Origin of the sequence: Citrobacter amalonaticus (assembly GCF_018252635.1) — a bacterium.
In the GTDB taxonomy this organism is placed as follows: domain Bacteria; phylum Pseudomonadota; class Gammaproteobacteria; order Enterobacterales; family Enterobacteriaceae; genus Citrobacter_A; species Citrobacter_A amalonaticus_E.
In genome coordinates, this window is record NZ_JAGTXM010000006.1 from 177,816 (window position 1) to 190,954 (window position 13,139).

The window sequence follows — 13,139 nt, forward strand, 5'->3', positions numbered from 1 at the left end:
GATGGAGAAAGAGCAGCTCGTTGAGATTGCCAACACGGTGATGCCGTTTGGTAAATACAAAGGGCGTCGGCTGATCGATGTACCGGAAGAGTATCTGTTGTGGTTTGCCCGTAAGGATGAGTTCCCGGCGGGCAAACTGGGCGAGCTGATGCAAATTACGCTGTTGATCAAAACCGAAGGGCTGAGCCAATTGGTTCAGCCCCTGAAACGTCCGCTTTAAGCTTTTGCGGCGCGGCTGTCCTGCTGCGCCTGTAATTGTTCAGTCTGGCGCTTGTAGCGACGCGCCAGTACCGCGCAGACCATCAACTGGATCTGGTGGAAAATCATCAGCGGCAACACCATCATCCCAATGACGGACGTTGGAAAGAGGATATTGGCCATTGGTACGCCGTTCGCCAGACTCTTTTTCGACCCGCAGAAGACAATCGTGATTTCGTCGGCCTTGTTGAAGCCGCATTTGCGCGCAACAAAGATGTTTACGGCAATCACGATGGCGAGCAGCACAATGCTGACCACGACGATAAACAGCAGAGAACCCCAGCCCACTTTGTGCCAGATCCCGTTAACCACGGCTTCACTGAAGGCCGAATAGACCACCAGCAGAATTGACGTCTGATCCGTCTTCGCAATCCATTTTTTATTTCGCGCAACCCATTTGCCGATCCACGGACGGGAAAGGTGCCCCAGCACAAACGGCAACAGCAGTTGCAGCATGATTTTTCCAACCTGTTCCAGACTGCCTTCTGCGCCGTGAATGTTCATCACCACACCGACCAGCAGTGGCGAGAGGAAAATCCCCAGCAGGCTGGAGGCCGACGCCGAGCAGACGGCTGCCGCAACGTTCCCTCCCGCCAGCGACGTAAAGGCAATCGCCGACTGCACGGTGGCGGGCAAGATGCAAAGATACAGGAAGCCGGTGTACAGCATCGGATCAACGTTGACAGGCGCCCACCAGGCAAACAGCACACCAAGCACCGGGAACAGAATAAAGGTGCTGCACATCACCCACAGGTGCAAACGCCAGTGGCTGCCGCCAGCGATAATGGCTTCGCGCGAGAGCTTTGCCCCGTGCATAAAGAACAAGAGCGCAATGGCGGCGGTGGTAATACCTTCAACAACAGGAACAAAATTTCCCTCAGCGGGGAAAAATGAGGCCAGCAGAACGACCGTAACCAGGGTCAGGGTAAACGGATCAAGGATACGAAAAATATTCATAAATACTCCAGGAATTCGGTGTCCTCATTTTGCGTTTTTCATTTTGAGAAATAAAATTGATTTATTGCATCTATATATGAATTGAGTTGATGAATTATTCACTGCGTCAATTACGTGTGTTTGTCACTGTTGCTCAGGAGCGAAGTTTCAGCCGGGCCGGTGAGTGTATTGGTCTGAGTCAATCGGCAGTCAGTCACAGTATCAAAGAACTGGAGCGTCAGACAGGGGTGAAACTACTGGACCGCACGACGCGTGAAGTTGTGCTGACGGATGCCGGGCAACAGTTGGCGGGCCGCCTGGAGCGACTGCTGGATGAACTGCACATCACGTTGCGGGAAGCGGGTAGGGTGGGCACGCAACTCGCCGGTACTGTCCGCGTGGCGGCAAGCCAGACTATCTCCGCCCACCTCATTCCGCAGTGCATTGCGCAAAGCAATCAGCGTTATCCGGCGATTGACTTTGTTCTGCACGATCGACCACAGCAGTGGGTACTGGAGAGTATCCGCCAGGGGGAAGTGGATTTTGGTATTGTGATTGATCCCGGAGCGGTGAGCGATTTGCAGTGCGAAGCGATACTCTCCGAACCCTTTCTTCTGCTCTGCCATCAGGCGCATCTGCTGGCGCAACAGGAGTGGGTGAGCTGGCAGGATCTCCGGCAGGAACGACTGGTGTTGCAGGATTACGCTTCGGGGAGCCGGCCTCTCATTGATGCGGCGCTCGCGCACTTTGCGATAGAAGCCAATATTGTGCAGGAAATTGGTCATCCGGCAACGCTGTTTCCGATGGTAGAAGCGGGGATAGGCATTAGCATTCTGCCTGCGCTGGCCTTACCGTTGCCGCAGGGGAGTCATTTACAGGTAAAACGACTGACGCCAGTGGTGGAACGACAGCTGATGCTGGCGCGGCGCAAAAACCGCTCGTTGTCGACAGCAGCCCAGGCGCTGTGGGAGGTCGTCCGCACCCAGGCAAATGTATTAACGAATTTACGTGAACAGGATCCGCTCTATCAGATATAGACGTCAACCTGATGGTCATCGGAAGGATAATTAACGCCTTCCGCTTTGAGCTGTGTTTGTTCTTGCTTTTGCTGGGCCTCTTCCACCTGCTGGCGCTGTAACTGCGCCAGTTGTGCCTGCAACACTTTGATCTGAGTTTGTATCAATTCCTGCTGCTTCTGCTTCTCTTCGGCACTGCCGCTGCCGTTTGGGACGTCTTTGAGCTTCTGCGTCAGTTGGGTGATTTTCTCTGCAATCTGCGCGATTTGTGCAGAGATGCTGTTACCGGAGGCGGCTTTTGTTCCACCACCGTTTTGCACTGAAGGGGTTGAAACGTTAATTGTGGTCATTGTGGTTTTCCTTTTGCCATTAAAACTACGATATCGGCATAGCTTCGCAGACCTTCAGTACCCCCTGCCATTTCTGGCAGCGACACTTTTTTTCTTCCAACGGTTTTGATTCGCTATATCAATACATATTTACTATCGATCGGCAGGGAAAACTGTATTGGTAATCGATTGCGTACTCTCGCTATAACCATAACTTCCCTCACTCAATGAGTGATTAGCCGATTATAAGGACATCTCATGACCGACTCCCACTTTTCCCAGAATCCCTGGAACAGCGCTGATATTATTCGCGGTTACAAACCTGACTTCACGCCGCGCGTGGCCTTTATTCTTGGATCGGGTTTAGGCGCGCTCGCTGAGCAGATAGAAGATGCGGTGGCGATTTCCTACGAGAAGCTGCCGGGTTTCCCGGTCAGTACCGTTCACGGGCATGCCGGTGAGTTAGTGCTCGGTCATCTGGCCGGGGTTCCGGTCGCCTGTATGAAAGGGCGCGGGCACTTCTACGAAGGACGCGGCATGACCGTGATGACCGACGCCATTCGCACGATGAAGCTGCTGGGCTGCGAACTGCTGTTCTGCACCAACGCGGCGGGTTCTCTGCGTCCGGAAGTGGGGCCGGGCAGCCTGGTTGCCCTGAGCGACCATATTAACACCATGCCGGGAACGCCAATGGTTGGCCCGAACGACGAACGCTTTGGCGAACGTTTCTTCTCGCTGGCTAATGCCTATGATGCCGATTATCGTGCGGTTTTACAGATCGTTGCCGACGACGAGGGCTTCACGCTGAGCGAAGGCGTCTTTGTTTCTTATCCTGGACCCAACTTTGAAACGGCCGCGGAGATCCGCATGATGCAAATTATCGGCGGCGATGTGGTGGGGATGTCGGTGGTGCCTGAAGTCATTACCGCCCGTCATTGCGGACTGAAAGTGGTTGCCGTGTCGGCAATCACCAATCTGGCGGAAGGACTGGGCGATGTAAAACTCTCTCATGCGCAGACTCTGGCTGCCGCTGAACTTTCCCGGCAGAACTTTATCAACTTGATTTGCGGGTTCCTGCGCAAACTGGCCTGAGACAAATAATGATGACCCCGCTTGCCAGCGGGGTTCGTACTCTACGGCAAGGAAGAGAAAAATGGGTATTGCGTCCCGATTAAAGATCATGTCGTTTATGCAATATTTTATCTGGGGAAGCTGGCTGGTGACCCTGGGCTCATACATGATTAACACCCTTCATTTTACCGGCGCCAACGTGGGGATGATATACAGCTCAAAAGGGCTGGCGGCGATTGTTATGCCCGGAATTATGGGGATTATTGCTGACAAATGGCTGCGGGCAGAACGCGCTTATATGCTCTGTCATCTGATCTGCGCGGGCGTATTGCTGTATGCGACCACGGTGACCGACCCGGACACGATGTTCTGGGTGATGTTGATCAACGCGATGGCTTTCATGCCGACCATTTCGCTCTCGAACAGCGTCTCCTACTCCTGCCTGGCGCAGACGGGACAAGATCCGGTAAGCGCATTTCCTCCAATCCGCGTTTTTGGCACGATTGGTTTTATCGTTGCGATGTGGACCGTCAGTCTGATGGGACTGGAGCTGAGCAGCGCGCAGCTGTACATTGCGTCCGGCGCGTCGCTGCTGTTGGCGCTCTATGCGCTCACGCTGCCGAAAATTCCGGTGGCCGAGAAGAAAGCGAGTGCATCGTTCGCCAGTAAGCTGGGGCTGGACGCGTTCGTGCTGTTTAAAAATGCGCGGATGGCGATTTTCTTTCTGTTTGCCATGATGCTGGGAGCGGTGCTGCAAATTACCAACGTTTTCGGCAATCCCTTCCTGCACGACTTTGCCCGCGATCCGCAATTTGCCGACAGCTTTGTGGTGAAATACCCGTCCATCTTACTGTCCGTCTCGCAGATGGCTGAAGTGGGCTTTATTCTGACCATCCCGTTCTTCCTCAAACGTTTTGGTATCAAAACGGTCATGCTGATGAGCATGCTGGCGTGGACATTGCGCTTTGGTTTCTTTGCCTTTGGCGATCCGTCGCCGTTCGGTTTTGTCCTGCTACTGCTGTCGATGATTGTCTACGGCTGCGCATTCGACTTCTTCAATATCTCCGGCTCTGTCTTCGTTGAGCAAGAGGTGGAATCACGGATCCGTGCCAGCGCGCAGGGGCTGTTTATGACGATGGTCAACGGCGTCGGGGCGTGGGTGGGTTCTATCCTGAGCGGTATGGCGGTGGATTACTTCTCTGTGGATGGAGTGAAGGACTGGCAAACCATCTGGCTGGTCTTTGCGGCCTATGCCCTGGCGCTGGCGGTGATTTTCGCGCTGTTCTTTAAGTACAAACATGAGCCTGAAAAACTGGCACAGCGCTCGCTGGCTCGTTAAGCTCTGTTTGTGGCGGGCGTTTGTTGCCCGCCGTTCCTGTTCTGTGATGCATTGTGGTAATTTGGCGCATTCTTTTCCCCTCTGGAGCGCCTTACCCATGGAACGCACGCATCGTATCGATCTCAAGCTACTGCGTTATTTTCTTGCTGTTGCAGAAGAGTTGCATTTTGGACGCGCCGCCGCTCGTCTGAATATGTCGCAGCCTCCATTGAGTACTCATATTAAGGAGCTGGAGCAGGAGCTCGGCACGCTGTTGTTCATCCGTCATTCACGCAGCGTCGCGTTGACCCACGCGGGGAAAATCCTGATGGAGGAGTCACGACGTCTGCTCTCCAGCGCCAATCAGGTGTTGGCGCGGGTCGAACAGATCGGGCGCGGTGAGGCAGGGCGGATCGAACTGGGGGTGATCGGCACCGCGATGTGGGGAAAAATGCGTCCGGTGATGCGTCGATTCCTGAAGATGAACCCTAATGTTGAGGTGATGTTTCGCGAGAATATGCCCGCGATGCAAATGGCCATGCTGGAGCGACGTGAACTGGATGCCGGCGTCTGGCGAATGGCGATTGAGCCTGCGCCTGGATTTACCAGCCTGCGACTACATGAATCCTCATTTCTGGTGGCGATGCCGGAAGAGCATCCGCTGACTGCCCGTGAGGCCGTGCCGTTAGAAGCATTGCGTAACGAATACTTCGTCACCATGCCTTCCATTCACACCGACTGGGCTTTCCTGCAACGTGTTTGCCAGAGCGCGGGGTTCTCTCCGATGATCATTCGCGAAGTGATGGAGCCACAAACGGTACTGGCGATGATCAGTATGGGGATTGGCATTACGCTGATTGCCGATAGCTATGCGCAGATGAACTGGCCGGGAGTGGTATTTCGCCCGTTAGAAGAGCGTATTCCGGCAGATTTGTACATTGTCTATGACCAGCAGCAGGCGACACCCGCACTGGAGACGTTGATCTCGTCATTGATAGCATGACGAGAGATGAATTGCCGGATGGCGACTGACGTCTTATCCGGCCTACGCGACTGGTGGGTCGTGCAGGATGACTCGCTTCGCTCGCCCTTCGGGCCGTCGCCGCAGGCGGCTCCGTTGTCTCACTTCGTTCGACCCGAACCTGCTGCAGGTTCGAATCGTCACATTCAGCGCATAGCAAAAAGGAAAGTCAACTGCTCTACCAACTGAGCTAACGACCCGAAGTGGTGGGTGATGACGGGATCGAACCGCCGACCCCCTCCTTGTAAGGGAGGTGCTCTCCCAGCTGAGCTAATCACCCACTTCGGTACTTCACAATAAGAAATTTAGCTGGTGAGAAAGTGGTGGGTGATGACGGGATCGAACCGCCGACCCCCTCCTTGTAAGGGAGGTGCTCTCCCAGCTGAGCTAATCACCCACTTCTCAATTTCTTATCACACGGCGGAGACTACATAAAGTAGTTGGTGGGTGATGACGGGATCGAACCGCCGACCCCCTCCTTGTAAGGGAGGTGCTCTCCCAGCTGAGCTAATCACCCCCGCTGTGTGGAGTCGCATTATAGGGAGAGTTGAAAATGAGTCAACGCCTTTTCTAAAGAAATTGTTTGTTCGTCGTAATTTTAAGCAAAACGATCGCGAAACGGTCTCTGGCGCATGATTTCTAAACAAAAACGGTTCTGCACGGCGTTTACCCGGTAACAACATTGAGGATTTACCTCACAGTGATAGAATATCGGCCATTCTATTTTTCCCGGATTTGCCGGTTGTCGGCATCTTTATAAACGTAAGGCCATTTCATGAAAATCAAAACTCGCTTCGCGCCAAGCCCGACAGGCTATCTGCATGTCGGTGGTGCGCGTACTGCTCTCTATTCCTGGCTTTTTGCACGTAATCACGGCGGTGAGTTTGTGCTGCGTATTGAAGACACCGATCTCGAACGCTCTACGCCAGAAGCTATCGAAGCCATTATGGACGGTATGAACTGGCTGAGCCTGGAGTGGGACGAAGGTCCGTATTTCCAGACTAAACGTTTTGATCGTTACAATGCCGTGATTGATGAGATGCTGGAAGCGGGTACGGCCTATAAGTGCTACTGCTCCAAAGAGCGCCTGGACGCCCTGCGTGAAGAGCAGATGGCGAAGGGTGAAAAACCGCGCTATGACGGTCGTTGCCGTCATGGTCATGAACATCACGCTGATGATGAGCCTTGCGTTGTCCGTTTTGCCAACCCGCAGGACGGCTCTGTCATTTTTGACGATCAGATCCGTGGCCCGATCGAATTCAGCAATCAGGAGCTGGACGATCTGATCATCCGCCGCACCGACGGTTCTCCAACCTATAACTTTTGTGTGGTGGTGGATGACTGGGATATGGCGATCACTCACGTCATTCGTGGTGAAGACCATATCAACAATACCCCGCGCCAGATCAACATCCTGAAAGCGCTGAACGCGCCGGTGCCGGTGTATGCTCACGTCTCCATGATCAACGGCGACGACGGTAAAAAGCTGTCCAAACGTCACGGCGCGGTGAGTGTGATGCAGTATCGTGATGACGGCTATCTGCCGGAAGCGCTGCTGAACTACCTGGTGCGTCTGGGCTGGTCCAGCGGCGATCAGGAGATCTTCACTCGTGAAGAGATGATTAAGCTGTTCTCCCTTGGTGCGGTCAGCAAATCCGCCAGTGCGTTCAACACGGAAAAACTGCAGTGGTTGAACCATCACTACATTAACTCGCTGGCACCGGAGTATGTGGCAACGCATCTGCAGTGGCACATCGAGCAGGAAAACATCGACACCCGTAACGGCCCGGCGCTGGCTGAGCTGGTGAAACTGCTGGGCGAGCGCTGTAAAACTCTGAAAGAAATGGCGCAGAGCTGCCGTTACTTCTACGAAGACTTTGCCGAGTTTGATGCTGATGCCGCGAAGAAACACCTGCGTCCGGTTGCGCGTCAGCCGCTGGAAGTGGTGCGTGACAAACTGGCCGCCATTACCGAGTGGACGGCTGAAAACGTGCATCATGCTATTCAGGCAACCGCTGATGAGCTGGAAGTGGGGATGGGTAAAGTCGGTATGCCGCTGCGTGTTGCGGTAACCGGTGCGGGTCAATCTCCTGGCTTAGACGTGACGGTACACGCGATTGGGAAAACTCGCAGCATTGAGCGCATCAATAAAGCGCTCGCTTTTATTGCAGATCGTGAAGCGCAGCAGTAAGCGATTGTTGCATTAACGAAACGGCAGAGGAGACTCTGCCGTTTTTCGTTGTGTTAGTCGGAATCGTTCAGACCCAGACGCGTAAGGAAACCGCGGATACCTTCACGTGACAGGAACAGGGCTAACTTTTCCTGTTCCACAGCAGACATATTTTCTACAGCATCAATAATTTGCCGATAAGCATGGCTGCGTACGACCGGGTTATACTCGGCCAGCGACTCTTCTGCCTGATAAAATGCAGAATGGTTACGAAACGCCGGGATGTTCAGAATAAACTCGCGCACGCGTGTATCGATATGAACGAGTCTTGCCCGACCTCCTTTAACGCCTGGAAATTTTTCCGTTTCCCATTTTTGTTCACGGATCCAGCGATTCACGGTTTGCTTAGCGACACCGAGGCAGTCCGCCAGTTCTTCGGTGGTCATCTTGCTGCGTAATCTTTTCATATTATTTGCTATCGCGGATCCCTAAGCGTTGTAATAAACCGGTAATTCCTTCCCGCAGAAGCAAAGAGGTAAAGTGTTTTTGTTCGGCTGGCGTCATCTCTTTCACCAGCTTGATCAGCAGTGCTTCCAGCGAGGCATCGCCAGGAGGCGAGAAGGTGTCAGACAGTCCTTCCGCCGAGCGTTCTGCGCTGCGGATATATTCACGAACCTGTTCGTTAACATGCACCAGTCGGGCTTTACCGCCCTGGACGCCTGGTTTTGGTGATGTCGCCCAACCCTCTTTTCGCACCCATTTATTGATGGTCTGTCGGCTGTAACCTGTCAGATTCGCGAGTTCTTCTGGCGTCATCCGCTCCTTGAACATAAAGATTCCCTGAATAGTCGTGTGGTTAATTAGTGGCTCATTTTATAGCACCATTTTAGTAGAAACCGTGACGTGTTTAACTACTGAATGCGAGTTGCCACGTAATGTTCTTCATTTGTCTGCTTTTTCAACGATCAGAATCGGCGTCTTCAATTTGCCGTTGACACATGCGAAGGGAATTCATATGATGCCGCCCGTCAACTCGACAAGCTTTACGTAATGGGGCTATAGCTCAGCTGGGAGAGCGCTTGCATGGCATGCAAGAGGTCAGCGGTTCGATCCCGCTTAGCTCCACCAAAAATTGAACCCAACAATTTTGGTACGTAAATGCATCGTGGGGCTATAGCTCAGCTGGGAGAGCGCTTGCATGGCATGCAAGAGGTCAGCGGTTCGATCCCGCTTAGCTCCACCAAATTCAGAACCCTCGCTGCGAAGCGGGGGTTTTTTTTATCTCTGCATACCTTCCATTTTTGTAATACAGTTGCTGATAAGCCAGAGTTTATTCGGCGAAAGCTGGGAACGGTTTCTGGTGGGTATAGGTTTGCTTCGCGATGCGAATAAACTTATCATTTATGTGACAAATAGTTCGTTCCGTGAGAGCAGTCAATTCATGCCAGCCAAGCGCAACCTGATAAATAATATAAGAATATTCGTTCTTGCGATCCTGCTCTCCATTGCAGCCATTCAGTTTTCGCGTTTGATATCCCCTCTGGCCATTGTGGATTCCAGCTATATTTATCTTTCATGGTTGCCGCTGTGCGTACTGCTGTCGGTAATGTTTCTTTTTGGCAGACGAGGTGTTCTGCCTGTGATATCAGCGTTGTATATCACTAACCACTGGAATCTTCATCTGCCGTTTGCCCAGGGAGCAGTCCTTCTCTTTTGCCAGATGTTTGCTGTGGTGGGTATTTGCGCCATTGCTCGCTGGCAATTGGGTTCGCGCTGGCGCTATGGACTACCCAATCGCAATATCTGGCGACGTGTCATTTTGTTCGGTTTTATCACGCCTGTGGGGATTAAAATCAGCATGTATCTGGCGGGTCATTATCTCGACTTTCCGGTGGCCGTCTCGACGTTTTTTGGTACAGCAGCCGCTATTTTCACGATTGTCGATATTCTAAGCCTGATCTCTGCGGTGCTAATCTTCACCATGCTTTTTTATTACCCGATGCGGATGATCGTGAGTCCACACTATGCCCGGACATTCTGGCGTAGAGATATCGCCCCCTGTTTCAAAAAGGAATTTCGTTTATTTACCTTGTGCTGGCTCGCTGTCATCGCCGTTATGCTCATCCTGATGTGCTCCCCGTATGACAACGATTATATTGCCGGGTATCTGGTTCCCGTTTTCTTTATTATTTTCACCTCCGGTGTGGGCAAGCTGACCTATCCTTTTTTGAACCTGAGCTGGGCGATTTCTACGCTGTTCTTGCTGACCTATAATCGCAACTTTTTACAGGGCGTCGGCTCGGAGTATTCGTTGGCATTCGTCCTGTCAGTGCTGGTTTCGTTTAGTATTTGCCTGCTCTATATGATGCGTATCTATCAGCGTAGTGAATGGCTTAATCGCCGCTGGCACATGCAGGCGCTTACCGATCCTTTAACGCGTTTACCGAATCTGCGCGCGCTGGAACAGTTTCTGCATAAAGAGTCGGGGCAGAGCGTCTGTTGCTTGCGCATGGAGAACATGGAGTTTCTGAGCCGTCACTATGGCATGTTAATGCGGGTGCACAGTAAACGCACGGTGTACCGTATGCTGCAACCGTTAATGCTTGAGAATGAAAAAATCTTCCAGTTGCCCGGTAGTGAATTATTGCTGGTGCTTAACGGGCCGGAGGTGGACGCTCGTCTGCAACATATGCTCGACCTGTTGAACAGCCGTAAAATTTACTGGAATAACACCGGGCTGGACATGGGCTATGGCGCATCCTGGGGCCAATGGGACGGTAAGGCGGAGACATTGCAACCGTTGTTGGGACAGTTAAGCTGGCTGGCGGAGCAATCCTGTGTGAATCACCGGGTACTGGCGCTGACTCACAGCCAGGAGGTCGCAACGGGCCAGACGACCGAGCGCGTGCTGTTGCTCAATAAAATTCGTAAAGCGCTCGATAACGGCGATCTCCTGCTTTACGCGCAGCCTATCCGTGATGCTGAGGGCAAAGGGTATGATGAGATTCTCGCACGACTGAAAAGCGATGATGGCATCATGACTCCAAACCAATTTATTCCGCTGATTGCGCAGTTTAACCTCAGCGCTCGCTTTGATTTACAAGTCGTCGAAGCCTTACTGAACTGGTTAGCCTCGCATCCTTCTGCAGAGTCTGGTCCGCTTTTCTCGGTCAATTTAATGCCATTGACCTTGCTGCAAAAAGAGACCGCGCCGCGCATTATTCGTTTGTTCACCCGTTATGGTATCGCTCCGGAGACGGTCATTATTGAGATCACAGAAGAGCAGGCATTTTCTCATTCGGAAACCAGCATGCAAAACATCGAACAGTTGCATAAATTTGGCTTCAGGATTGCGATTGATGATTTTGGTACCGGGTATGCCAATTACGAGCGCCTGAAGCGCCTGCAGGCTGACATCATCAAAATCGACGGGGTGTTTGTAAAAGATATTCTGACCGATTCGCTGGATGCGATGATCGTGAAGTCGATAACCGATCTGGCAAAAGCAAAGTCGTTAAGCGTGGTGGCGGAATATGTAGAAACGCCTGCGCAGCGGGAGCTGCTGTTAAGTCTGGGCGTGAACTACCTGCAGGGGTATTTAATTGGACAACCGAAGCCGCTAGGGGAATTACAGGCATAAAAAAACGGGGATATGTTCCCCGTTTTTTATGTCAGTGCTGTCTTACAGAACCAGTGCAGCGATAGAGGCAGACAGAACGCTCACCAGCGTAGAGCCGTAAACCAGCTTCAGACCAAAGCGAGACACAACGTTACCTTGCTCTTCATTCAGGCCTTTAATTGCGCCCGCGATGATACCAATAGAAGAGAAGTTGGCGAAGGAGACCAGGAACACAGAAAGGATACCTTCCGCGCGCGGAGAGAGCGTTGAGGCGATTTTCTGCAGGTCCATCATTGCAACAAATTCGTTGGACACCAGTTTGGTCGCCATGATACTACCCACCTGCAGCGCTTCACTGGACGGCACACCCATCACCCAGGCAATCGGGTAGAAGATGTAGCCCAGGATGCCCTGGAAGGAGATGCTGTAACCGAACCAGCCGGTCACGGTGGCGAACAGGGCGTTCAGTGCGGCGATCAGGGCGATGAAGCCGATCAGCATGGCTGCAACGATAATCGCAACTTTGAAACCCGCCAGAATGTATTCACCCAGCATTTCGAAGAAGCTCTGACCTTCGTGCAGGTTGGACATCTGGATGTTTTCTTCGCTTGCGTCAACGCGGTACGGGTTGATTAGCGACAGCACGATGAAGGTGCTGAACATGTTCAGAACCAGCGCCGCAACCACGTATTTAGGCTCCAGCATGGTCATGTATGCACCGACGATAGACATGGACACGGTGGACATTGCCGTCGCTGCCATGGTGTACATGCGGTTGCGGGACATTTTGCCGAGAATGTCTTTATACGCGATAAAGTTCTCAGACTGGCCGAGGATCAGCGAGCTGACGGCGTTGAAGGATTCCAGTTTGCCCATGCCGTTGACTTTGGATAACAGGAAGCCAATGGCGCGAATGATAATCGGCAGCACGCGAATATGCTGCAGAATACCGATCAACGCTGAAATGAAGACGATAGGGCAGAGAACTTTCAGGAAGAAGAAAGCCAACCCTTTATCGTTCATGCTGCCAAAGACGAAGTTCGTCCCTTCATTGGCGAATCCGAGTAGTTTTTCAAACATTTCGGAGAAGCCTCTCACGAAGCCGAGGCCGACGTCGGAGTTCAGGAAGAACCACGCCAGTAACACTTCGATAACAAGCAGTTGAACGACATAACGAATGCGAATTTTTTTACGGTCACTGCTTACCAGCAATGCGAGGATCGCAACAACGGCAAGTGCCAGGACAAAATGAAGGACGCGGTCCATATTTGCTCCAAATATGAGGCAGGTTAAATTTCCGTGCACATTCTATGCAACGCGTGCAAAGAAAACGAGATCTAACACACACTATAATCAGGACCTGTGACGAGATTCAAAAATAGTGATCCGGCATACACTTCT

At 52.3% G+C, this 13,139-nt stretch carries 12 protein-coding genes, 5 tRNA genes and 1 other RNA gene; 9 read left to right on the plus strand and 9 right to left on the minus strand.

Annotation, left to right across the window (positions count from 1 at the left end):
* The first annotated feature begins 1 nt into the window (after window position 1).
* Entirely contained in the window at window positions 2-220 is a 219-nt protein-coding gene (locus tag KE671_RS18460) for a DUF3820 family protein (protein WP_042317684.1), read from the plus strand.
* Here the strand turns inward: KE671_RS18460 and KE671_RS18465 are convergent.
* Entirely contained in the window at window positions 217-1,215 is a 999-nt protein-coding gene (locus tag KE671_RS18465; protein WP_206164064.1) for a bile acid:sodium symporter family protein, read from the minus strand. The genes KE671_RS18460 and KE671_RS18465 overlap by 4 nt on opposite strands.
* Window positions 1,216-1,304: 89 nt before the next feature.
* Here KE671_RS18465 and KE671_RS18470 point away from each other — a divergent pair, with 89 nt between their 5' ends.
* Window positions 1,305-2,231 carry a LysR family transcriptional regulator gene (locus KE671_RS18470; RefSeq protein WP_206164065.1) on the plus strand — a complete coding sequence of 309 codons (927 nt, stop codon included), beginning with the start codon at window positions 1,305-1,307 and terminating at the stop codon, window positions 2,229-2,231.
* On the opposite strand, the gene KE671_RS18475 is transcribed toward KE671_RS18470, so the two are convergent.
* Window positions 2,222-2,560, minus strand: coding sequence for a FlxA-like family protein (locus KE671_RS18475; protein ID WP_206164066.1), 339 nt, complete (start codon window positions 2,558-2,560; stop codon window positions 2,222-2,224). The genes KE671_RS18470 and KE671_RS18475 overlap by 10 nt on opposite strands.
* 237 nt (window positions 2,561-2,797) lie before the next feature.
* On the opposite strand from KE671_RS18475, the gene xapA reads away from it, so the two are divergent.
* From xapA to KE671_RS18490, 3 genes are all read left to right on the plus strand, one after another.
* Window positions 2,798-3,631, plus strand: a complete 834-nt coding sequence (gene xapA / locus KE671_RS18480) for a xanthosine phosphorylase (protein WP_206164067.1) — start codon at window positions 2,798-2,800, stop codon at window positions 3,629-3,631.
* Window positions 3,632-3,692: 61 nt separating this feature from the next.
* Window positions 3,693-4,949 carry a nucleoside permease gene (locus KE671_RS18485; RefSeq protein ID WP_206164068.1) on the plus strand — a complete coding sequence of 419 codons (1,257 nt, stop codon included), beginning with the start codon at window positions 3,693-3,695 and terminating at the stop codon, window positions 4,947-4,949.
* Between the two features lie 97 nt (window positions 4,950-5,046).
* Entirely contained in the window at window positions 5,047-5,931 is an 885-nt protein-coding gene (locus KE671_RS18490; RefSeq protein WP_206164069.1) for a LysR family transcriptional regulator, read from the plus strand.
* Window positions 5,932-5,982: 51 nt separating this feature from the next.
* Here KE671_RS18490 and KE671_RS18495 read toward each other — a convergent pair.
* From KE671_RS18495 to KE671_RS18510, 4 genes are all read right to left on the minus strand, one after another.
* Window positions 5,983-6,116: non-coding RNA, RtT sRNA (locus KE671_RS18495), on the minus strand.
* A gap of 37 nt (window positions 6,117-6,153) precedes the next feature.
* Window positions 6,154-6,229: transfer RNA gene (locus tag KE671_RS18500), tRNA-Val, on the minus strand.
* 41 nt (window positions 6,230-6,270) lie between these two features.
* Window positions 6,271-6,346 (minus strand) — tRNA-Val (locus tag KE671_RS18505).
* A gap of 44 nt (window positions 6,347-6,390) precedes the next feature.
* A tRNA-Val gene (locus KE671_RS18510) sits at window positions 6,391-6,466 on the minus strand.
* Window positions 6,467-6,724: 258 nt separating this feature from the next.
* Between KE671_RS18510 and gltX the strand changes: the two genes are divergently transcribed.
* Window positions 6,725-8,140: a glutamate--tRNA ligase gene (gltX, locus tag KE671_RS18515; RefSeq protein ID WP_206164070.1), complete on the plus strand. Its 1,416-nt coding sequence runs from the start codon at window positions 6,725-6,727 to the stop codon at window positions 8,138-8,140.
* A gap of 53 nt (window positions 8,141-8,193) precedes the next feature.
* On the opposite strand, the gene KE671_RS18520 is transcribed toward gltX, so the two are convergent.
* Together KE671_RS18520 and KE671_RS18525 are read right to left on the minus strand one after the other, a co-directional pair.
* Entirely contained in the window at window positions 8,194-8,586 is a 393-nt protein-coding gene (locus tag KE671_RS18520; protein ID WP_206164071.1) for a MerR family transcriptional regulator, read from the minus strand.
* 1 nt (window position 8,587) lies between these two features.
* Window positions 8,588-8,950, minus strand: coding sequence for a MerR family transcriptional regulator (locus KE671_RS18525; protein ID WP_042999923.1), 363 nt, complete (start codon window positions 8,948-8,950; stop codon window positions 8,588-8,590).
* Between the two features lie 221 nt (window positions 8,951-9,171).
* Here KE671_RS18525 and KE671_RS18530 point away from each other — a divergent pair.
* The 3 genes from KE671_RS18530 to KE671_RS18540 all read left to right on the plus strand — a co-directional run bounded on the left by KE671_RS18530 (window position 9,172) and on the right by KE671_RS18540 (window position 11,759).
* Window positions 9,172-9,247: transfer RNA gene (locus KE671_RS18530), tRNA-Ala, on the plus strand.
* A gap of 39 nt (window positions 9,248-9,286) precedes the next feature.
* A tRNA-Ala gene (locus KE671_RS18535) sits at window positions 9,287-9,362 on the plus strand.
* Between the two features lie 198 nt (window positions 9,363-9,560).
* Entirely contained in the window at window positions 9,561-11,759 is a 2,199-nt protein-coding gene (locus tag KE671_RS18540; protein WP_206164072.1) for a bifunctional diguanylate cyclase/phosphodiesterase, read from the plus strand.
* 42 nt (window positions 11,760-11,801) lie between these two features.
* Here the strand turns inward: KE671_RS18540 and nupC are convergent, their stop codons facing one another.
* Window positions 11,802-13,004 (minus strand): nucleoside permease NupC, encoded by a 1,203-nt coding sequence (gene nupC, locus KE671_RS18545; RefSeq protein ID WP_061074888.1) that lies wholly within the window; start codon window positions 13,002-13,004, stop codon window positions 11,802-11,804.
* Window positions 13,005-13,139 lie beyond the last annotated feature (135 nt).